Source organism: Streptomyces sp. NPDC004667 (assembly GCF_040609475.1).
In the GTDB taxonomy this organism is placed as follows: domain Bacteria; phylum Actinomycetota; class Actinomycetes; order Streptomycetales; family Streptomycetaceae; genus Streptomyces.
The window spans coordinates 1-20,762 of the sequence record NZ_JBEXKC010000043.1 but is presented as its reverse complement, the minus strand read 5'-3'; the positions used below and the strand labels follow the sequence as shown (position 1 = coordinate 20,762).

The window sequence follows — 20,762 nt, the reverse complement described above, 5'->3', positions numbered from 1 at the left end:
AGACGCACCGCGAACGAACGGCCGGCCCGGCCTCGTCACCGCTGCGGACGCGTCCGCGGGGGAGAGGCGGCGGGAAAGGACTCCGGAGAACCGGTCCGAGAAACACCTCGTGGGACGGCGGTTACGGACAGGCCAATCGAATTCGGCCATGCTTTTTCGCGGGGATAACGGTTCTACCCCGTGTGACCACGCATCGTTACCCCCTAGGTGCGGCTCCAACTGCCCCTTTTTGTGGTCGAAAGGACAGCGGGCCCGGACCAATATAGATCAGCCATCAACGGACGGCCCGCCGATCGGCCCGGAACGGCGGGCCGTTGGCGCGGGAAATGCGTAGGGAGATATTCCGGTTGGGAGCGTCATGACGACTGAGGACAGGGACGCACATCGTGGCGGGCCGCCGGTCTCAGGCCTGCGGCCGGTCGCGTACCCGGAGGCGGAGCTGCCCGGGGAACTGGCGCGGCAGGTGGCGGGGATCGAGGCGCGGGTGTGGCCCGGGAGCCGGTTCGGGCACGACCCCGCGCTGCGGCCGAGGGTGCTGCTGCTCGTGGACGGGGACGGCACGGTCGGGGCCTGCCTGACGCTGCTCCACAAGGAGGTCCCGTGCGGGGGGCGGGTCCGGCGGGCCGCCGGGCTGAGCGGTGTGGTGACCCGGCCCGAGTGGTGCGGGCGGGGGCTCGGGGGCCGGCTGGTGGCCGGGGCGCGGGCGGAGCTGGCCGCCGATCCCGCGGTGGACGTGGCCCTGTTCAGCTGCGACCGGCCGCTGGTGCCGTTCTACGAGCGGGCCGGCTTCGAGCGGCTGCCCGGCAGCGTGCTCGTCGGCGGCACCCCGGCCGAGCCGCTGGCCACCGACGCGCCGGGCTTCGACAAGGAGGTGCTGGCCGCCTTCTTCGCCCCCGGGGCGGAGGGGGAAGCCGACCGGGCCGCCTTGAGCGGGACCAGGATCCCGCTCCATCCGGGCACCGTCGACCGGCTCTGGTAGGGGAAACGCGAGACGCCCGGCCGGTGGCCGGGCGTCGGGCGGGACGGCGGACGGGCGTCGGCCGCGGGCGGCGTCAGCCGCGGGCGGGGGTCGGTTCCTTCGGGGCCGGGGCCGCCTTGGCGCGGGCCGGGAGGAGGAACAGGCCCAGGACGACGGCCAGGTACAGCGACCACACCACCAGCTGGTAGACCGTCGGGTCCGGCTGGAAGTTGAAGACGCCCTTGAGCAGGACCCCGTACCAGCTGTCCGGCGGGATCGCCGAGCTGACGTCGAAGGCCTTGTCGTGCAGGCCGTTCAGGAAACCGGCCTCCTGGAGGTCGTGGACGCCGTACGCGAGCACGCCCGCGGCCACGATCACCAGCATGCCGCCGGTCCACTTGAAGAACTTCGCCAGGTTGATCTTCAGCGCGCCCCGGTAGAACAGCCAGCCCAGGAAGATCGCCGTCGCGATGCCCAGCAGCACCCCGATCAGCGGGGCCGAGGAGCCCTCGCCGCTCGCGCGGACCGAGGCCCACACGAACAGCGCCGTCTCCAGGCCCTCGCGGCCCACCGCCAGGAAGGCGGTGGCCACCAGCGCGCCGGTGCCCATCGCGAGGGCTGCGTCCAGCTTGCCCTCCAGCTCGCCCTTCAGGTGCCGTGCGGTCTTCTTCATCCAGAAGACCATCCACGTCACCAGGCCCACCGAGATGATCGAGAGGCTGCCGCCCAGGAGCTCCTGGGCCTCGAAGGTGAGTTCCTGGGTGCCGAAGGTCAGCAGCGCGCCGAACGCCAGCGAGATCGTGCAGGCGATCCCGATGCCGAGCCACACCGGGCGCAGCGCGGCCCGGTTCTCCGTCTTGACCAGGTAGGCGACCAGGATGCAGACGACCAGGCTGGCTTCGAGGCCTTCGCGCAGGCCGATCAGATAGTTGCCGAACACGGCGTTTCCTCTCCGGCGGGGACTACGCGAACAGCGTCCGGCCCCACCAGTCGTCCTTGTCGCGGACGCCCGGCGGGACGGCGAAGACGGCCGAACCCACGTGCTGGATGTATTCGTTGAGCGCGTCGTTCTTCGCCAGCTGCCGCTGGATCGGGATGAAGCCCTTGCGGACGTCGCGCTGGTAGGCGAGGAAGAACAGGCCCGCGTCGAGGCGGCCCAGCCCGTCCGTGCCGTCGGTGAAGGAGTAGCCGCGGCGCAGGATCGTCGCCCCGTCGTTGGAGTCCGGGTGCGCCAGGCGCACGTGGGCTTCCGGCTTCATCGCCTTCAGGAACGGCTCGTCGCGCTCCTTGGACTTGCCGACCGGCGCACCCTCGCCCTTGTCGCGGCCGAAGACGTCCTCCTGCTCCTGAAGGGAGGTCCGGTCCCAGGTCTCGATGTGCATCCGGATGCGGCGGGCGACCAGGTACGAGCCGCCGGTCAGCCAGGCGCTGCCGTCGTTCGCGCCGACCCACACGTGCTTGTCGAGGGCGGCGGTGTCGGTGCCCGAGACGTTACGGGTGCCGTCCTTGAAGCCCATCATGTTGCGCGGGGTCTGCGCGTCCGGGGTGGTCGAGGAGGTCTTGCCGAAGCCGAGCTGCGACCAGCGGACGGCGACCTTGCCGAAGCCGATGCGGGCGAGCTGGCGGATGGCGTGCACCGCGACCTGCGGGTCGTCGGCGCAGGCCTGGACGCACAGGTCGCCGCCGGAGCGGGCCTGGTCCAGGTTGTCGCCGGGGAAGGCCTCCAGGTCCACCAGGGCCTCGGGGCGCTTGCCCTCCAGGCCGAAGCGGTCCTTGGCGAACAGGCCCGGACCGAAGCCGATGGTCAGGGTGAGGCGGGAGGGCTTGAGGCCGAGGGCCTCGCCGGTGTCGGTCGGCGGGGCCTCGGGCAGGCCCTCGTACGCGTCGCCGACCGGCAGGCCGGCCGTCATCAGGCGGGCCGCGGCGGTCCACTCCTTGAGGAGCTGGACCAGCTCGTCACGGTTCTTGGTCTTCACGTCGAACGCCGCGAAGTGCAGCCGGTCCTGGACCGCGCTGGCGATGCCGGACTGGTGCTCGCCGTGGAACGCGACCGCCGCCCCGGCGGAGGCCGCCGGGGCCATGTCCGAGCCGCCGCCCAGCGCGGCGACCGTGCCGCCGGCCGCGGCGGCGCCGATCGCGAGACCGGCTCCGCCCCAGCCCAGCACCGAGCGCCGGGAAGGGGCGCCCGCGCCGGTGGAGGACTCCTGCGACACCTGGTCGGTCATGCTGTTTCTCCCGCCTCTGCCTGGATCCGGGTACTACTTGGCGACCGCTGCGGCCAGCTTGGAGAGCGGCTCGGCGAGGGAGTTGACCCCGTCCGAGAGCTCCTTGCGCTCCGCGTCACCGACCTTGTCGTAGGAGGTGAACTCGTAGCCGTTCTTGTCGGCGCGGTACTTGTCCAGCAGGGTGCTCAGGGACGCGAACTGGGTGTCGAGCTGCTTGACGAGCCCGGCGTCGTTCTTCTGGGCGGTCGGCTTGAGGAGTTCGTACGCCTTCTGGGCACCTTCGAGGTTGGCCTTGAAGTCGACCAGGTCGGTGTGGGAGTAGCGCTCCTCCTCACCCGTCACCTTGCCGGTGGCGACCTCGTCGAGCAGCTCCTTGGCGCCGTTGGCCATCGAGGTCGGGGTGATCTCGGCCTGGCCGACCTTCTTCTGCCACTCGGTGAGGTCGGTGATCAGGGTGTCGGCGAGCTTCTTGTCCTCGTCGCCGATCTTGTTGTCCTGGAAGAGGGACTTCTCCAGACGGTGCCAGCCGGTCCAGTCCTTGGCCGGGTCCTGGCCCGCCTCCAGGCCGTCCTCGCGGACGTCGACCTTCGGGTCGATGTCACCGAAGGACTCGGCGACCGGCTCGGTGCGCTCCCAGCCCAGGCGGGAGAGGGCGTAGGCCTTCTTCGCCGCGTCCAGGTCGCCGGCCTTGACGGCGTCGGCGAAGACCTTGGCCTTCGGCAGCGTCTCGTCGGCCTGCTCCTGCACGTACTTGCGGTACGAGGCGACCGCGGCGTCCAGCTCGGGGCTGCGCTTGTCGCCGCCGCCCTGGCCGGTGGCCTTGACCTTGGTGCGGATGCCGTCGCCCTTCATGCCGGGCTTGCAGGCGAACTCGTAGTCGCCCGCCTTGATCTCGGCGGTGATGGTGGCCTTGGTGCCGGGGCCGATGTTCTCGCGCTCGGCGACGATGCGGTCGTCCGGGAAGAGGACGTAGAGCTCGGTGACCTTGGAGCCCTTGTTCTCGACCTCGATGGAGACCTTGCCGGCCGGGAACTCGGTCTTGGAGACCTCGCAGGCGCTGTCCGTCGCGTTGACCTTGATGGCGCCGGAGCCGCTGTCGTCGCTCTTGTCCGCGCAGCCGGTGACGGCGGTGAGTGCGACGACGACGGCGGCCGCGGAGAGGACGGTGAGGCGGGCGGGGCGCATGGGGGCTCCTGGCGGGGGTGGAGGCTGGTTGAGCCTCGACGAGGCTCGGTGAGGCGGACCTAACTTAACCGAGGCTTACCTGACCGATACCCACTCGTCCAGTGATTCAGCTCTCACCTTCCGGCCCCGGACACGGGCCCGTCACGGCCCCTCCATGACTGCCTCAAGCGAAGGTCAAGCGCGGGTCAAGTCCCCGTCGGCGTTCCGGGGCCCGGAAGGGTTACCGGCCGGTTCTCCCTTGGCCTCCTCGCGTACGGGGACCACCAGCGGGGTCCCGGTGCGGGGGTGTGGGAAGACCTCCACCGGCTGCCGGTAGACCCGGCTCAGCAGCCCGTCCCCGAAGACCTCCGAGGGGGGTCCGGCCGCCGCGATCCGGCCGTCGTGCAGCACGGCGGCCCGGTCCGCGTACGCCGCCGCCAGCCCGAGGTCGTGCAGGACGACGACCACCGCGTCCCCGGCCGCGGCCCGCTCCCGGCAGACCCGCAGCACCAGCTCCTGGTGGCGCAGGTCCAGGGCGGCCGTGGGTTCGTCGAGCAGCATCAGCGGAGCCCGCTGGGCCAGTACGCGGGCCAGCGCGACCCGGGCCCGTTCGCCGCCGGAGAGCGCGGAGAAGGGGCGTGCGGCGAAAGCGGTCACCTCGGCGGCGGCCATGGCCTCGGCCACCGCCTCCTCGTCGGCGCCGGCCAGGGCGGTGCCCGCCCAGGGGGCGCGGCCCATCCGGACCACGTCCGCGACCGGGAACGGGAAGGACAGCGCGGCCGACTGGGGCAGCACCGAGCGGCGCAGGGCCAGTTCGGGCGCCGTCCACTCGGACACCGGGCGCCCGTCGACGCGTACGGTCCCCGAGTCCGCGGGCAGATCGGCGGCCAGCGCCCCCAGCAGGGTGGACTTCCCCGCGCCGTTGGGGCCGACCAGGGCCAGCACCTCGCCCGCGTGCGCGCTCAGTTCGATGCCGGTGAGCACCTCGCGCTCCCCGAGCCGCACGTGCAGGTCCTCGGCCCGGACCAGGACCTCGCCGGGGGCGGGCCGGGCGGGGGCGGTGCGCGGGCGGCGGCCGAAGAGGGCGGCCCGGCCGCGGCGGAGGGCGCTCATGCCCAGCCTCCCTGCCGGCGCCGGGTGCGGCGCAGCAGCCAGAAGAAGAACGGGCTGCCGATCAGGGCGGTCAGTACGCCCAGGGGCAGTTCGGCGGGCGCGGCGACCGTACGGGCGGCCAGGTCGCCGCCGGCCAGGACCACGGCACCGGCGAGCGCGCTGCCGGGCACCAGGAAGCGGTGTCCGGGGCCGTTCGCCATCCGCAGCAGGTGCGGGACGAGCAGGCCCACGAAGGTGATGACCCCCGCCACGGCGACGGCGGCCGCCGTCAGCAGGGCGACGACCAGGATCAGGGCCAGGCGCAGCCGTTCGACGTCGATCCCGAGGTGGCGGGCCGGGCGTTCGCCGAGTGCGAGGAGGTCGAGGCGGCGGGCGTAGAAGGGGGCGGCGAGCAGTCCGGCGAGCGCGCAGGGCAGGACGGCGAGGACCTTGGGCCAGGTGGCCTGGGCCAGGGAGCCGAGCTGCCAGAAGGTGATCTGGTTGACCTGCCCGCTGTCGGCGAAGAAGACGAACAGGCCGATCAGGGCGCCCGCGAAGGCGTTGACGGCGATGCCGGTGAGGATCAGGGTGACGACCTCGGTGCGGCCGCCGTTGCGGGACAGCAGGTAGACGGCGCCGACGGTGAACAGCCCCACGACGAAGGCGCAGGCGGTGACGGTCCAGTTCCCGAAGAAGCTGAGGCCCAGTCCGATCGCGGCGACCGCGCCGACGGCGGAGCCGGCCGAGATGCCGATCACGCCGGGTTCGGCGAGCGGATTGCCGAACACCCCCTGCATCAGGGCGCCCGCGCAGCCGAGACTGGCGCCGACGAGCACCGCGAGCGCGACGCGGGGGAGGCGTACGTTCCACAGCACGCTCTCCCCGACCCGGTCGAGGGGGGCGCCGCCGAGGCCCAGGTGGTGCCGGACGGAGGCGAGCACGTCGGCGGTGGGGATGCGGTACGCGCCGACGCCGGCGGAGACGAGGGCGAGCACCAGCAGCACGGTGACCAGCGCGGCGGTGAGCCACAGGGTCCCGCGCGGGCGGCGCGGCCCGGCCGGCCCGCCGGGGTCCCGCGGAGAGGGATCCGGGGAGGGCTCCGGGGAGGGCTCCGGGGAGGGCGCGGGAGCCGGGGCGGTCCCGGTGGCCCGTGCGGCCGAGGCCGCGGGGCCGGCCGAGGGGCCGTCGGGGGCGGCTCCGCCGCCGCGCGGGGGATCGTGGGGGAGGGTCACGTCAGGCGCCCTTGGCGTAGAGCTGGGCGACCAGGGAGGAGAGCACCTGGTCGGTGCGGGGGCCGTAGTTGAGGAGGACGCCGTCGTCGACGGTGACCACGCGGCGGTCCATCCCGGCCGGCGTCTGGGCCACGCCCGGGATCTTGACCAGGCCGTCGACGCCGCCGACGGATTCGAGGCCCTTGGTCATGACGAGGATCGCGTCAGGCGCGGCGGCGGCCAGTGCCTCGCTGGTGATCGGGGTGAAGTCCTTGCCGAGCCCGGACTCCTTGCCGGTGTCCACCGCGCCCGCCGCCTCCAGCAGCGAGGCCGCGCCGGAGTCGGAGCCGCCGAGCAGGTAGACGGAGGCGGTGCCGCGCAGGTAGAGGAAGGCCACCCGGGGCTTCTTCGCCGATCCGGCCGGAACGCCCTTGCGGGCGGCGGCGATCCGGTCGGCGGTGCGTGCGTTCAGCCGGGTGCCCGCGTCCTGCACGCCGAGCGCGGCGGCGACCGCGTCGATCCGCTTCGGTACGTCCTCCAGGGATTTGGCGGGGGCGAGCACCAGGACCGGGATGCCGGCGTCGCGGATCTGCCGGACCGCTTCCGCGGGTCCGGTGGTGGTCTCGGCGAGCACCAGGGTGGGACGCAGCGACAGGACGCTCTCGGCGGAGACGTCGTGGCCACGTGTCACCACGGGCAGGGACGCGGCCTGTTCGAAGGTGGCGGTGATGTCGCGGGCGACGACCTGCCCGCCGAGGCCGAGGGTCTGGACGATCTCGTTGAGGCTGCCGGTCAGCGGGATGATCCGGTCCGCGGAGGTGACGGTGACCTGCGTCCCGTCGGCCGAGGGGACGGTCACCGGCAGGGCGGGGCGCGGAGCGCCGGCCAGTGGTTCCACCCGGTCCGGGAGGACGGCGGCGGCGGGCCGGGCGGGGGAGCCGGCGGGGGCGTCCGTTCCCGCGCAGCCGGTCGCGGCCAGCGCCAGTGCCAGGGCCGCCACGGCGGCGGCGAGGCGGGGGAGGCGCGGTGGCGCGGCGGGCGTGGTGGCGGGCGTGGGCACGAAGGCACCGTCCTGATCGTGCGGGTGGGGCGGGAAGTGAGGTCGCGTCGACGTCGGGGTTCCCCGCTCGACCCGGATAGCTTAGGTTAGCCTAACCTCACTCGCTAGACCCTGGAGGGGACGTCCATGTCCGCACGACCCACCCGCACGTTCACCGTGGCCCTGCTGGCGGCCCTGCTCGGGGCGCTGCTCCCGGCCTCCGCCGCCCACGCGGCGAGCCGCACCGTGCAGGGGGGCCGACTCGACTGGGGCATCAAATCCTCTTTCCAGAGTTATGTCACGGGGCCGGTCGCGAAAGGCGGTTTCAAGCTGAAGAGCGGAGCCGCCACCGTCGGCGGCAGCCTGTTCCGCTTCCACTCGGCGGCCGGCTCCTACGACCCCGACTCCGGTGAGTTCAACGCCTCCTTCTCCGGCGGCGTGAGCTTCCAGGGCCACCAGAAGCCCGACGGCGCGTACGAACTCGACATGACCGTCAGCCGGCCCTCCGTACGGATATCCGGCGGCACCGGCACCCTCTACGTCGACGTGTCCAGCAAGGCCAAGGACACCGGCACGGTCACCGAGGAGTCCCAGGTGCCCTTCGCCACGCTCGCCCTCGGCGGCATCGAGATGAAGGGCGGCGGCACCCCGATCGCCCTGACCAACGTGCCCACGACCCTCACCCCCCAGGGCGCCAAGGCCTTCGCCGGCTACTACCCGGCCGGCGCTCCGCTCGACCCCGTCTCGCTCTCCGCCGACGTCGTCACCGCCGCGCAGGGCGCCCCGCCCGCCCAGCCCCCGGCGCCCGCGCAGACCCCGGGCGCACCGTCCGAAGCCCCGCAGGGGCAGGGCGCGTTCGCCGACGCCGCCGTGGACTGGGGCGTGCGCCGCACCTTCCGCGAGTACGTCACCGGCTCGATCGGCCAGGGCAAGTGGACGCTCGCCGAGGGCGCCCAGGACGGCGGCGCACTGTTCCGCTTCCCGCAGGGCAAGGGGACGTACGACGGCCAAAAGGGCTCCCTCGACGCGGCGTTCGCCGGTACGGTCCACTTCACGGGAGCCCACCTCGACCTCACGCTCGGCAAGGTGAACGTCAGGGTCGAGAACGGCAAGGGCGTCCTGACCGCCGATGTGACCACCGGCGGCGAGACGAAGAGTGCCGTGGCGCTCGTCGCGTTCGACGCCAAGGGCCTGAAGACCGAGGGGAAGCTCGCCACCTTGACCGAAGCCCCGGCCACCCTCACCGAGGGCGGCGCCCAGGCCTTCAACTCCATGTACCGGCCCGGCACCGAGATGGACCCCGTCTCGCTGGCCGTCGCCCTCGACGGCAGCGCCACCCTGCCCGCCCTGCCCGACCTGGGCTCCACGGCCGCCCCGTCGCCCGCACCGCAGACCGCCTCGGCTCCCTCCCCGGCCCCGGGCGCCGCGGCCGACCGGTCCTCCTCGGCCGGGCCGTACCTCGGCCTCGCCGCCGCGGTGCTGGCCCTGGCCGGCGCGGGCGCGTTCCTGGTGCTGCGCAAGCGCCGTGCGGCAGCGGCCACCCCGGCGCCCACCGACGCTCCGTAACACCCCCGGTCCACCCCGCCCGATCCCGCTTCACCCCGTTCGATCCCGTCCGGTCCCGTTCGACCCCAGCCCCGCCCCGTCCCGCCCCTCCAGCCCCTCCGTGCACCCAGGGAGTTCCCACCCATGTCGTCCCACCGCCGCCCGGCCGTCCTCGCGGCCGCCGTCCTCACCGCCGCGACCCTCGGCACCGCCGCCTTCGTCATACCCGCCACGGCGGCGGACGGCGCGCCGGCCGCCGGGGCGCCGGCCGCCGCCGCGCCGATCCCGGTGACGGGCGGCACCCTCGACTGGGGCGTGCTGGGGAGCCTGCGCGCCTACGTCAAGGGCATCGGCTCGATCACCACGCACGACGGGGCCTCCGAGGTGCCGGGCGGCTTCCGCTTCGGCCAGGCGACCGGGCAGTACGACGAGGCCGGAGGCCACGTGGTGACCGCGGCCTTCAAGGGGCGGGTCGTCTTCGACGGAACCGCCCACGGGTTCGTCGTCGCGATGGAGAACTTCCGCATCAACACCGGTACGAAGAAGCTGACGGCGGACGTCACCAGGAACAACGTCCTGACCCGCGACGTCCCGCTGGCGGACGTGGCCTTCACCGGAATGAACATGACCGGGCTCACCACCACCCTCACCCGCGAGTTCGCCGCGCAGTTCGACCGCCCGGCCTACGCGGGGCAGGAGGCCGACAAGCTGTCGGTGGCGCTGGAGTTCCCGAAGCCCCCGGCCCCGAGCGACCCCCCGGGCACCTCGCCGTCGCCGTCGGCGGGCACCACCGCGCCGACGACGCCGACCACGCCGAGCACCACCGTCAAGCCTTCCACGAAGCCCCCGACCACGCCTGCGGCCGACGGTCCGCAGAAGATCCTGCGCGGCAAGCTGACGTGGGGGCTGAAGCAGTCCCTCCACGACTACGTCGGCGACCAGGGCGTCACGGCGTCCGGTGGCGCCACCAAGAACGGCAAGACCTTCGACTTCTCCTTCGGCAAGGGCGAACTCGACGTCAAGAACCAGAAGCTGGACGCCTCCTTCGAGGGAGCCGTGCGCTTCGAGCTCCCCGCCCACCACCTCGACCTGGCCTTCAGCAACGTCCGGATCGCCGCCACGGGCAAGACGGGCACCCTGGTCCTCGACGCGAAGACGGCGCAGGGCACCACCAAGGACATCCCGTTCGCCACCCTCGACCTGTCGAAGGGCGACTACAAGACCAAGGGCGGCCTGCTGTCGCTGGAAGGGGTCCCCGCGGTCTTCACCGAGAAGGGCTCCGCCGTCTTCGCGTACAACGGCGCCGTCGACGAGAAGTACAAGCCGGGCAAGCCGATGGACTCCCTCACCCTCTCGGTGGCGGTGGACAAGGACGTCGTCCTCCCGTCCACCGGAGGCACCGGCACCACCGGAGGCACCGGAGGCACCGGCGGTTCGGGCACCACGGGCGGCAGCACCGGCGGCACCACCACCGGAGGGACGGTCGGCGGCTCCTCCGGCGGCTCCTCCGGCGGCTCCGTGGGCGGGAACCTCGCCTCCACCGGCGCCGAGGTCCCGGCCGGCGCCCTCCTCGCGACCTCCGGCGCGGTCATCGCCGCGGGCGCCGGCGCCGTCTACCTCGCGCGCCGCCGCCGTACGGCCGGGAACTGACCCGTGCTTGAATGCCCGCGTGAACGATCTGGATGTGATCAAGGTCTTCTGCGCGGGTGACGGCCGGTTCGGCAACCTGCTCGGAGTCGTCCGCGACGGCCGGACCTGCCCCGAAGACGCGGACCGGCAGGCCCTCGCGGCCGAACTGGGCTACAGCGAGACGGTGTTCGTCGACGACCCCGAGCGCGGGGTCGTCGACATCCGTACGCCCGGCACCCGCATGTCCTTCGCGGGCCACCCGCTGGTCGGCGTCGCCTGGCTGTTGGACATCGAGGAACTCCAGCCGCCCGCCGGGTCCGTATGGGCCCGCGACGACGGGGAGTTCACCTGGATCACGGCCCGCCCCGAATGGGTCACGGGCAAGCGCACCGAGCAGTACGCGAACCCCGCCGAGGTCGACGCGCTGCCCGCGCCGCCGCCCGGCGAGGGCTGGCTGTACGCGTGGGCCTGGGAGGACGAGACCGCCGGCCGGATCCGCGCCCGCGGCTTCCCGCGCCGCCCCGACGGGGCCATCACCGAGGACGAGGCCACCGGCTCGGCGGCGATCCTGCTGACGGCCCAGCTGAACCGCGCCCTGAACATCACCCAGGGCGCCGGCTCCCAGATCCTCACCGCCCCGGGCCCCGACGGCACCGTCGAGATCGGCGGCCGCGTCCGCTTCGCGGAGCCCCGCCGGCCCTCGGCCTAGCCGGCACGGTGCCCGGCGACCCCCGCCGGGCACCCCCCCCGAAGCCGGATCAGGCGCTCAGCCGGAACTGCTCGCCCAGCTCCCGGAAGACCGCGCCGTTGAAGTCGAAGGCGCGCTTGCACTCGTCGATGATCCGCTGCTTCTCCAGGTCGTCCGCGGCGATCGCGTCCAGCAGCTCGCGGTAGGTCCGCTTGAAGGCGGCCGGGTTCGCGATGTCCGCGAAGACGTAGAACCGCACGCCGTCGCCCTTGCGCTCGAAGCCCCAGGTGCGCTCCGCCTTGTCCCGGATGATCTGGCCGCCCGAAAGGTCGCCCAGATAGCGGGTGTAGTGGTGGGCGACGTACCCGCCCGGCCAGGAGGCCGCGCACTCGGCCACGCGCGCGGCGTAGGCCACGGTCGCGGGCAGCGCCACGACCGACTCGCGCCAGCCGGGGCCCAGCAGGTGGGCCAGGTCGCGCTCGATCTCGGCGACGCGCATCAGCTCGGGGCGGATGAAGGGCCCGGCCACCGGGTCCTGGCGGAGCGCCGCGGCCGCGTCCTCCAGCGCCCGGTACACGAACCAGAGCTGCTCGGTGTAGCGGGTGTACGCGTCCACGCCGAGCCGACCGCCGAGCAGGTCGCTCATGAACGTCGAGGTCTCGGCTTCGGTGTGCTGCTCGTGCGAGGCGACACGGATGACCGTGGAGAAGGCGTCCAAGGCGGACCTCCGGAAAGAGGAATCGGGCGCGGCGGCAGGGTGCCGCCACGCCCGATCTTCCTACTTAGGTATGCCTAAGTCAATGTGTTCCCGACGTCTTGTCGGTAAAAAACGGCCCGCCCGCGGACCGCGTCCCGCATCAGGGGAGGGTCAGGATCTCGGCCCCCGAGTCGGTCACCACGAGCGTGTGCTCGAACTGAGCGGTGCGCTTGCGGTCCTTCGTGACGACCGTCCAGCCGTCCTCCCACATGTCGTACTCGTGGGTCCCCAGCGTCAGCATCGGCTCGATCGTGAAGGTCATGCCGGGCTCGATGACGGTGGTCGCGTGCGGGCTGTCGTAGTGCGGGACGATCAGGCCGGAGTGGAACGACGAGTTGATCCCGTGCCCGGTGAAGTCGCGGACCACGCCGTACCCGAAGCGCTTCGCGTACGACTCGATGACCCGGCCGATGACGTTGATCTGGCGGCCCGGCTTGACCGCCTTGATCGCCCGGTTCAGGGCCTCGCGGGTGCGCTCCACCAGCAGCCGGGACTCCTCGTCCACATCGCCGCACAGGTAGGTGGCGTTGTTGTCGCCGTGCACCCCGCCGATGTACGCGGTCACGTCGAGGTTCACGATGTCGCCGTCCTTCAGGACGGTCGAGTCGGGGATCCCGTGGCAGATGACCTCGTTGAGCGAGGAGCACAGGGACTTGGGGAAGCCCCGGTACCCCAGCGTCGACGGGTAGGCGCCGTGGTCGCACATGAACTCGTGCGCGACCCGGTCCAGCTCGTCGGTGGTCACCCCCGGGGCGATGTGCTTGGCGGCCTCCTCCATCGCCCGGGCGGCGATCCGGCCGGCGATGCGCATCGCCTCGATGGTCTCGGCCGACTGCACCTCCGGTCCGGTGTACGGGGTGGGCATCGGCTTGCCCACGTACTCGGGCCGGCGGATGTTACCGGGAACGGAACGGACGGGAGAGAGCTCGCCTGGTACGAGCAGCGACTGGCCAGACATGCAAGCGAGTGTATCCAGCGGGTATGGGGCAGCATGGCGGACAGAGGAAGGAGCCGACGATGGCCCTGTTCAAGAAGCGCCAGGTGGGAAAACCGGGCGAGTGGTACTACTGCCTGGTCCACAAGAAGGTCGAAGAGGGCCCGGAATGTCCGGCCAAGGACCGCTTCGGCCCGTACGCCACGCCCGAGGAGGCGAGGCACGCCATGGAGACGGCGCAGGAGCGCAACCTCGAATGGCAGAACGACCCCAAGTGGAACGACAAGACCCGCGAAGAGGAAGAGGGCACGGCTTCCTAGCGGCCCCTGACCGGCCGTCCCCCGGCTCGTGCCCGGCCGTCCCCCGGCCCCCTCACCAGCGGCTGGGCGGCGGCGCGGTCAGCTGGTCGGCCAGCCGCGCCAGCCGGTCCCGCAGCCGCCGCGGTCCGCGCCGCACCGGCAGGCCGTTCTCCCCGGCCGCGGCGCTGACCAGGTGCTGCACCGTGTCCAGGTCCAGCTCCGCGGTGGCGGCGGGCACCGACAGCGCATCGTGCGCCAGCGTGCCCAGATCCGGGTCCCCGCCGTCCAGGGACAGTACTGTCGCCCCCGCCCGGCGGGCGTCGTGGACCCGCTCCAGCAGCCCGGCGCCGGGCCGCTCCGGCGCCACCACCAGCAGCGTGTGCCCGCGCCGGGCCCCGTCCAGCCGGCCCAGCCCCACCGAGAGGTGCGGCGGCGCGTCCGGCCGCACGTGGTGGCGCACCAGCGTCGGCGCCAGCTCCGGCAGCCCCGACCAGGCGGCCTCGTCCACCAGGTGCGCCGCCAGGTGCCAGGGCTCGTACTGCTCGGTGCCCACCAGGAGCAGCGGCCCGCCCGACGGCACCACGGACCGCCGCAGCGAACCGGCGAACCGCCGCGCCTCGCCGGGCCAGTGCGTCCCGGCGAGCACCTCGCGCAGCAGCGCGACCCTCACGGCATCCATGGCGGCATCCTGCACCACACGGGCGGACACGGGGGGCGTACCGGCACTTCCCACCCCTTCGGACCTGGCGTACTCGGCAGTACCCTCGCCCCCATGACTTCCTCAGACAGCACGCAGAAGCCGCCGGCCAAGGACCCCTGGGACCTGCCGGACGTCTCCGGCCTGACCGTCGGCGTCCTCGGCGGCACCGGCGACCAGGGCCGCGGCCTCGCCTACCGCCTCGCGCGGGCCGGCCAGAAGGTGATCATCGGCTCCCGCGCCGCCGACCGCGCCCACGCCGCCGCCGACGAGCTCGGCCTCGGCGTGGAGGGCGCCGACAACGCCGAGTGCGCCCGCCGCAGCGACATCGTGATCATCGCGGTGCCGTGGGAGGGCCACGCCAAGACCCTCGAAGCCCTCCGCGAGGACCTCGCGGGCAAGCTCGTCGTCGACTGCGTCAACCCGCTCGGCTTCGACAAGCAGGGCGCCTACGCCCTCCGCGTCGAGGAGGGCAGCGCCGCCCAGCAGGCCGCCGCCCTGCTCCCGGACTCCCGCGTCACCGCCGCCTTCCACCACCTCTCCGCCGTCCTCCTCCAGGACGCCTCGGTGGAGGAGATCGACACCGACGTCATGGTCCTCGGCGAGTCCCGCGCCGACACCGACCTCGTCCAGGCCCTCGCGGCCCGCATCCCGGGCATGCGCGGCGTCTTCGCGGGCCGCCTGCGCAACGCCCACCAGGTCGAGGCCATGGTCGCCAACCTGATCTCCACCAACCGCCGCTACAAGGCCCACGCCGGCCTCCGCCTCACCGACGTCTGATCCCCCTCCCGGGGCCGCGCGTCCGCGGCGCGGGGCCCCGGGGCCGCGGTTCAGCCCCTGCGCCCGGGACGCGCCTCCAGGGTGCCCAGATGGGCCAGTACCCCGTGGTGGAACCGCTCCACGGCGTCGTCGACGCTGCGGATGAACCCGGACTCCGCGTTGCCCCGGGTGGTGCCCGTTCCCTTGATGAGGGTCAGCCGGAATCCGGTGAGCTGCGCGCCGTCCTTGGGCAGCAGGTCCGCCGGCTCGGGCCGCAGCCTTTCCAGGGTGCCGCGCGGCCCGTTGGCCCCCTCCACGAGGCTCTCGACGTGCAGATCGGCCGGGGCATCGGCCAGCAGCCGCAGCAGACGCTTCGTCGTGGACAGCGGATAGGAGCCGGCCGGCGCCGGAACGTCCACGGAGGTACGGACCTTCGAGGTCCGCAGGTCCGCCGTCACCGCGATTACCCGTTCCGTGCCCTCGATCCGGAGCTCGGCTGTCAGCCGGCCCTCGGAGCAGAGACTCTCCGCCGCCGCCACCCGCCTGGCCAGCGGATCGCTGCCGCGCCGTGCCCGCTGCACCGGCAGCGCCTTCTGCCCCAGCTCCCCGCCGAGGCGCAGGCAGACCTGGCGGATCAGCCGTTCCCAGCTCTCGACGACCTCCACCGCACGCGGATCGCCGATGGCGAGGGTCTCGTCGTCGATCCCCCTGCGCACGGGAACCCACGAGGGCCCCATGTTCTGGAAGCCGTGGCAGCCGGAGTTCTCGTGCTGGAGGTACTCCAGGAATTCCTGCAGCAGCCAGGCGTGTGCGGCGTTGGCCACCCCCTCGTGCCGGATCAGCATCTGCGTCTGGTGGGCCACCTCCGCCCACGACAGGTGCCACAGGCTCACCTTGTGCTTGCGCCGACGGTCGATCTTGACGTCCACCACGGGGGCCCCGTCGAGCGCCACGTCGTTGGAGAGCGTGATCACGGCCTCGTAGCCGCGGCGCGCGGCGATGTCCACGTACTCCTGCACCTGCTCGGCCCTGAGGGGATTCCCGTTGGTCTTGGTCTCGACGAGCGCCGTCCACAGCTTGCCCGCGCGCTCGACCCGGATCACGCCGTCCGGGCGCCGGGGCGTCTCACCGTGCGGCAGGGACACCTCCGTGAAGGTCTGCATCCGCCCGGCGGGCCCACCGAACCCGGCGGTCAGCCGGCGGCCCAGCTCCGGCACCTGCGCCATGACGGCCAGCAGCACCGAGGTCGCACGCACCTCGCGTTCCCGGTCGCTCTTGAGGGTCGGGACGGGGAAGAGCCGCGCGGGCCGCCACGAATCGTTCTCGGCGAGGGTCTTTCCGGCCGCCTTGGGGAGCGTGACCTTCTTCCTGGTCGTACGGGCGCTCCTGCCGCGGGTCTGCGCCGGAAGGACGGGCACCGCGGGATCACCGGGCCCGTCGGCGGTGCCCATCGGGGCGGCCGCGGGCTCCGCCGCGTTCTCGGCGTTCTCGTCGGTTTTTTTGACGAGGTCCTCGTCGGCGGCCCCGGCGACCTTCTCCACGGCGTCCGCCGTGCCCGTCGCGGAGTCGGCGGCGCCGTCGGCCTCCTCGACCACGACGTCGAAGTCCGTGGCGAGTCCGGCCAGCCCGGTCTCGTACCCCTGTCCCACGGCGCGGAACTTCCACTCCTCGCCGCGCCGGTACAGCTCCCCGAAGATGAAGGCCGTCTCCACGCTCGCGTCGTTGATGGAGAACCCCACCAGCGGCTCACCGGACCGGTCGGCGACCGTCATCCGCAGATCGTCGAGGTCGCCGAAGCGGGCGCCGCCGTACTGGCTGGCCGCCACCACGATCCGGGCCACCTCCCCGGGCACCGCCGTCAGATCGACGCCGATGCGGTCCTCGTCGCCACTGTCGGTCGGGGTCTTCCCCAGCAGCTGCACGCTCCCGTCCGGGGCGGCCGGGTTGTTGTAGAAGTAGAAGTCGTTCTCGCTGCGGATCTTGCCGTTCTCGCCCAGCAGCAGCACGGAGACGTCCGCGTCCCCCGCGCCCGACGCACTGGTCCAGCCCAGACTCACGACGACCGAGCCGACGTCCTCGCTGAGGGCGTTCAGACTGACGTTCGCACCCTTCTGGATCTCCTGCACCGTGTTCCCCCCACCCGCCCGGATCCGCCGGTCCGTGCGAACCGGGACGCGGGCTGTCGCTCTTGTCTCGCACGATCTGTTTGGCACGCCGGGCGAACCGTAGCCGGGAGCGGTGCGGAAGATCAGGCAAAGCGGGAAATGAGCCCCGAGACGATGGGGGACACTGGAGGGGTTCGACCCCCCTTCCGTGTCGCCGAGGAGCTGTTCCGGATGCCCCGCCTTGCCGTGTTCGCCGTTGTCGTCTGCCTCCTCGCCGTGGCCGCCGCCGTGGTCGCCTTCGTGGAGGGCAGCTTCCTCGGGATCGTCTGGGTGCTGCTGGCCGGGCTGACGTCCAACATGGCCTGGTACTACGTGCGCAAGGCCAGGGCGGACGGGCAGCGCCGGGCGCAGCAGACCGCCCAGTAGGGCCCGGCGCGGCAGACCGCCCGGACGGAACCCGCCCGCCGGGCTTGACCCTCACGTGGCGTGATGCCGCATCGTCGGAGGCGTGGAAGAGCACCTGACCGTGGGACGTGTCGCCGAGCTGGCCGACGTGAGCGTCCGCACGCTTCATCACTACGACGAGATCGGCCTCGTGCCCTCGTCCGCGCGGACCGCCGCCGGATACCGGGCCTACTCGCCGGGGGACGTGGAGCGGCTGCGGGAGGTGCTCGCCTACCGGCGGCTGGGCTTCGGGCTGCGCGAGATCGCCGATCTCGTCGACGACCCGACCACCGACGCCGTCGCGCACCTGCACCGGCTCCGCAGCCTGTTGCGGGAACAGCGCGACCGCGCCGCCGCCATGGTGACCGCCATAGACAGGGAACTGGAGGCACGGGCGATGGGGATCCGGACGACGCCGGAGGAACAGCTCAAGGTGTTCGGGACGCAGCTGTACGAGACGATCGGGTCGGCGTACCCGGCCACGCGGCGCACCGAACCGCGGATCGCCGAGAAGATCTGGGAAGCGCTCGGGGACGCCCGGACGGTCCTGAACGTCGGGGCCGGGACCGGCTCCTACGAACCCACCGACCGCGAGGTCACGGCGGTGGAGCCGTCGGCGGTCATGCGGGCACAGCGTCCCGCGGGCGCGGCGCCGTGCGTGGCCGCCAGTGCGGAGCGGCTCCCCTTCGCCGACCGGTCCTTCGACGCCGCCATGGCGGTCAGCACCGTCCACCACTGGCCGGACCCGGTCGCCGGGCTGCGCGAGATGAAGCGCGTCGCCGACCGCGTGGTGGTGTTCACGTACGACGCCGGTTCGCCCGGCTGGCTGGAGCGGTTCTGGCTGACCCGCGACTACCTGCCCGAATTCGGCGGCCTCCTCGCAGGCTGGCCCTCGCCGGCCGACATGACCCGCGCGATCGGAGGCCGCGCGGAGCCGGTCCTCATCCCGTGGGACTGCGCCGACGGGTTCTTCGAGGCCCACTGGCGCCGGCCCGAGGCGTACCTGGAGGAACACGTGCGCCGCGCCGTATCGGTGTGGACCAGGGTCGGGCCGGAGGCCGAGGAGCGGGCGGTGAACGCGCTCCGCGAGGACCTCGCCTCGGGCCGCTGGGCCGAGCGCAACCGCGACCTCGTCGCCCTCGACGCGGCGGAGCTGGGCCTGCGCCTGATCGTGGCCTGACCCCGGCCGGCGGTGTGGGTGCCGGCTAGCCGCCGGAGACCGTGCAGAGCCCGTTCGGGTCCTGCCAGAAGCGGTACAGGTCGTGGCCGCAGTACGTCTCCAGCTCCGAGACGCCCAGACCGCGCAGGATGCCGTCCACCGCGCCGAAGAAGAACGCGTTCACCTCGGGGATCCACAGCAGCGCGAACACCCCGATCAGCGCGAAGGGCGCCAGCGGCGCCAGTTCACGGCGGACCCGGTGCGAGAGCCACGGCTCGATCACGCCGTAGCCGTCCAGCCCCGGGACCGGAAGGAAGTTCAGGATCGCCGCCGAGACCTGGAGCAGCGCCAGGAACGCCAGCGCGAAGCGGAACGTGAACGGGACGCCGTCCAGGGCGTCCAGCCAGAACGGCGCGGTGCAGACGGCCGCGAACAGCACGTTCGTCAGCGGGCCCGCGGCCGACACCAGGCTGTGCTTCCAGCGGCCCCGGATCCGGTCCCGCTCGATGTACACCGCCCCGCCGGGCAGGCCCAGCCCGCCCAGGATCACGAACACCACGGGCAGCACGATGCTGAGCAGGGCGTGCGTGTACTTCAGCGGGTTCAGCGTCAGGTAGCCCTTCGCGCCGACCGTGATGTCACCGCCGTGCAGGGCGGTGCGGGCGTGCGCGTACTCGTGCAGGCACAGCGAGACGACCCACGCGGACGTCACGAACAGGAACACCGCCAGCCCCGGGCTGGCGGCGTACCCGGTCCACACCGCCCAGCCGGTGACCGCCATGACGGCGACGATGCCGAGGAATACGGAACTGATCTGCCGCTCGCCGCGGCTCCCCTGGTGACCCATGCGGCGAAACCTATCCCGGTGACCGGGCGGGCCCGGCCCCGGGGGCGGGGACAATGGGCCGGTGCGCTACGCGATCCTCGGTACCACCCAGGCCTCCCACGACGACGGGACCACCGTCGCCGTGGGAGGCGCGCGCCTGCGGGCGCTGCTGACCGCGCTCGCCCTGCGCCCGGGGCGGGCGGTACCGGCCGCGCTGCTCGTCGGCGAGGTCTGGGACGCCGACCCGCCGGCCGAGGCCGTGCCCGCGCTCCAGGCGCTGGTGGGGCGGCTGCGACGGGCGCTGGGGCACGCCGCCGTGCGCTCGGGCCCGGGCGGCTACCTGCTGGACGCGCGGCGCGAGGACGTCGACGCCTTCCGCTTCGAGCGGCTCGTCCGGGCCGCCGCCGATGCCCCGGATCCGGCCGGGGCGGCGGCCCTGTACGACGAGGCCCTCGCACTGTGGCGGGGCCCGGCGCTGGCCTCGCTGCCCGAGGCGGCGGCGGAGGCCGCGCGCTGGGAAGCCGTACGGATGGACGCGCGGCGGGGGCGGCTCGGTGCGGCCCTGGCGCTGGGCGAGGCGGAGGCGGCCCTGCCGGAGCTGGCCGAACTGTGCGCCCGGCAGCCCCTGGACGAGCCCCTGCAGGTGCTGCGGATCAGGGCCCTGCGGGCCGCGGGCCGGCCGGCGCAGGCGCTGGCCGCCTACGAGGCCGTCCGCCGTGACCTGTCGGCCCGCCTGGGCACGGACCCGGGCCCCCAGCTGCGCTCCCTCCACGCCGAACTCCTGGACCCGGCCCCGGCCCCGGCTCCGGGCTCCGTCCGGGAGGCCGAGGCGTCCGCCCCGAGCGGTGCCGCCCCGGCCTCCGGCCGGACACCCTGGCCCCTGCACCCGGCCGCTGCGCACCAGGCAGCCGGACATCCGGCAGCCGTGAACCCGGCAGCCGCGCATCCGGCAGCCGTGGACCCGCCCGTCAAGGCGGAGGGAGTCCCGGACCCGGATCAGTCGACGGCCGCCGCGCACCCGGCCGCCGCGCATCCGGCCGCCGCGCACCCGGCCGTCCCGGAGACGGCCGCAGCGGTCCGGGGCGAGTCGTCCCGGGGCCCTGCCCGGGGGACCGGGGAGTCCGTCCCGGCCCCGCCCTCGGCCCTCGCGGACGCCCCGCGGTTGACGCTGCTGCTGCCCGGCGGCCAGCCGCGCCGCGGGGAGCTCTCCCTGACCGGCCCGCTGACCGAG

At 73.4% G+C, this 20,762-nt stretch carries 20 protein-coding genes; 9 read left to right on the top strand and 11 right to left on the bottom strand.

All coding sequences use genetic code 11. From position 1 onward, the window contains the following. The first annotated feature begins 358 nt into the window (after positions 1-358). Positions 359-979 carry a GNAT family N-acetyltransferase gene (locus tag ABZW32_RS23250; RefSeq protein ID WP_356218666.1) on the top strand — a complete coding sequence of 207 codons (621 nt, stop codon included), beginning with the start codon at positions 359-361 and terminating at the stop codon, positions 977-979. Between the two features lie 73 nt (positions 980-1,052). Here ABZW32_RS23250 and efeU read toward each other — a convergent pair whose 3' ends face one another. The 6 genes from efeU to ABZW32_RS23220 all read right to left on the bottom strand — a co-directional run bounded on the left by efeU (position 1,053) and on the right by ABZW32_RS23220 (position 7,710). After that, complete coding sequence (efeU, locus tag ABZW32_RS23245; RefSeq protein WP_356218663.1) at positions 1,053-1,898, bottom strand: iron uptake transporter permease EfeU; 846 nt, start codon at positions 1,896-1,898, stop codon at positions 1,053-1,055. A gap of 22 nt (positions 1,899-1,920) precedes the next feature. Then, positions 1,921-3,183, bottom strand: coding sequence for an iron uptake transporter deferrochelatase/peroxidase subunit (gene efeB / locus ABZW32_RS23240; RefSeq protein ID WP_356218661.1), 1,263 nt, complete (start codon positions 3,181-3,183; stop codon positions 1,921-1,923). A 33-nt stretch (positions 3,184-3,216) separates the two neighbouring features. Beyond that, positions 3,217-4,368: an iron uptake system protein EfeO gene (efeO, locus tag ABZW32_RS23235; protein WP_356218658.1), complete on the bottom strand. Its 1,152-nt coding sequence runs from the start codon at positions 4,366-4,368 to the stop codon at positions 3,217-3,219. A gap of 174 nt (positions 4,369-4,542) precedes the next feature. Next, positions 4,543-5,460 (bottom strand): heme ABC transporter ATP-binding protein, encoded by a 918-nt coding sequence (locus ABZW32_RS23230; protein WP_356218655.1) that lies wholly within the window; start codon positions 5,458-5,460, stop codon positions 4,543-4,545. Further along, a complete protein-coding gene (locus ABZW32_RS23225) occupies positions 5,457-6,671 on the bottom strand; it encodes an iron ABC transporter permease (protein WP_356218652.1) in 1,215 nt (404 codons plus the stop codon). The genes ABZW32_RS23230 and ABZW32_RS23225 overlap by 4 nt, the downstream gene beginning before the upstream one ends. A gap of 1 nt (position 6,672) precedes the next feature. Beyond that, positions 6,673-7,710 carry an ABC transporter substrate-binding protein gene (locus tag ABZW32_RS23220; RefSeq protein WP_356218650.1) on the bottom strand — a complete coding sequence of 346 codons (1,038 nt, stop codon included), beginning with the start codon at positions 7,708-7,710 and terminating at the stop codon, positions 6,673-6,675. Positions 7,711-7,836: 126 nt separating this feature from the next. Here ABZW32_RS23220 and ABZW32_RS23215 point away from each other — a divergent pair, with 126 nt between their 5' ends. The 3 genes from ABZW32_RS23215 to ABZW32_RS23205 all read left to right on the top strand — a co-directional run bounded on the left by ABZW32_RS23215 (position 7,837) and on the right by ABZW32_RS23205 (position 11,572). Further along, positions 7,837-9,255, top strand: coding sequence for an HtaA domain-containing protein (locus ABZW32_RS23215; RefSeq protein WP_356218648.1), 1,419 nt, complete (start codon positions 7,837-7,839; stop codon positions 9,253-9,255). 123 nt (positions 9,256-9,378) lie between these two features. Continuing rightward, the gene (locus ABZW32_RS23210; RefSeq protein ID WP_356218647.1) at positions 9,379-10,884 is read left to right on the top strand and encodes an HtaA domain-containing protein; all 1,506 of its coding nucleotides are present in this window, start codon (positions 9,379-9,381) and stop codon (positions 10,882-10,884) included. A gap of 19 nt (positions 10,885-10,903) precedes the next feature. Then, positions 10,904-11,572: a PhzF family phenazine biosynthesis protein gene (locus tag ABZW32_RS23205; RefSeq protein WP_356218646.1), complete on the top strand. Its 669-nt coding sequence runs from the start codon at positions 10,904-10,906 to the stop codon at positions 11,570-11,572. 49 nt (positions 11,573-11,621) lie between these two features. Here ABZW32_RS23205 and ABZW32_RS23200 read toward each other — a convergent pair whose 3' ends face one another. Together ABZW32_RS23200 and map are read right to left on the bottom strand one after the other, a co-directional pair. Further along, entirely contained in the window at positions 11,622-12,269 is a 648-nt protein-coding gene (locus ABZW32_RS23200) for a biliverdin-producing heme oxygenase (RefSeq protein WP_356218644.1), read from the bottom strand. A 139-nt stretch (positions 12,270-12,408) separates the two neighbouring features. After that, a complete protein-coding gene (gene map, locus ABZW32_RS23195; protein ID WP_356218643.1) occupies positions 12,409-13,266 on the bottom strand; it encodes a type I methionyl aminopeptidase in 858 nt (285 codons plus the stop codon). Positions 13,267-13,325: 59 nt separating this feature from the next. Here map and ABZW32_RS23190 point away from each other — a divergent pair, with 59 nt between their 5' ends. Then, on the top strand, positions 13,326-13,562 hold the full coding sequence (locus ABZW32_RS23190; protein WP_356218641.1) for a hypothetical protein: 237 nt from the start codon (positions 13,326-13,328) through the stop codon (positions 13,560-13,562). A gap of 52 nt (positions 13,563-13,614) precedes the next feature. Here ABZW32_RS23190 and ABZW32_RS23185 read toward each other — a convergent pair whose 3' ends face one another. After that, entirely contained in the window at positions 13,615-14,220 is a 606-nt protein-coding gene (locus tag ABZW32_RS23185; RefSeq protein ID WP_356218639.1) for a hypothetical protein, read from the bottom strand. A gap of 93 nt (positions 14,221-14,313) precedes the next feature. Here ABZW32_RS23185 and npdG point away from each other — a divergent pair, with 93 nt between their 5' ends. Continuing rightward, positions 14,314-15,018, top strand: coding sequence for an NADPH-dependent F420 reductase (npdG, locus tag ABZW32_RS23180; RefSeq protein WP_356218637.1), 705 nt, complete (start codon positions 14,314-14,316; stop codon positions 15,016-15,018). A gap of 50 nt (positions 15,019-15,068) precedes the next feature. Here npdG and ABZW32_RS23175 read toward each other — a convergent pair whose 3' ends face one another. Further along, positions 15,069-17,114 (bottom strand): TerD family protein, encoded by a 2,046-nt coding sequence (locus tag ABZW32_RS23175; protein ID WP_356218789.1) that lies wholly within the window; start codon positions 17,112-17,114, stop codon positions 15,069-15,071. Positions 17,115-17,333: 219 nt separating this feature from the next. On the opposite strand from ABZW32_RS23175, the gene ABZW32_RS23170 reads away from it, so the two are divergent. After that, positions 17,334-17,528: a hypothetical protein gene (locus ABZW32_RS23170; protein ID WP_356218636.1), complete on the top strand. Its 195-nt coding sequence runs from the start codon at positions 17,334-17,336 to the stop codon at positions 17,526-17,528. Between the two features lie 82 nt (positions 17,529-17,610). Continuing rightward, entirely contained in the window at positions 17,611-18,726 is a 1,116-nt protein-coding gene (locus tag ABZW32_RS23165) for a MerR family transcriptional regulator (RefSeq protein WP_356218634.1), read from the top strand. Between the two features lie 25 nt (positions 18,727-18,751). Here ABZW32_RS23165 and ABZW32_RS23160 read toward each other — a convergent pair whose 3' ends face one another. After that, on the bottom strand, positions 18,752-19,552 hold the full coding sequence (locus ABZW32_RS23160) for a site-2 protease family protein (protein ID WP_356218632.1): 801 nt from the start codon (positions 19,550-19,552) through the stop codon (positions 18,752-18,754). Positions 19,553-19,613: 61 nt separating this feature from the next. Here ABZW32_RS23160 and ABZW32_RS23155 point away from each other — a divergent pair. Further along, a partial coding sequence (locus ABZW32_RS23155) for a BTAD domain-containing putative transcriptional regulator (protein ID WP_356218630.1) occupies positions 19,614-20,762 on the top strand: 1,149 nt, incomplete at its 3' end.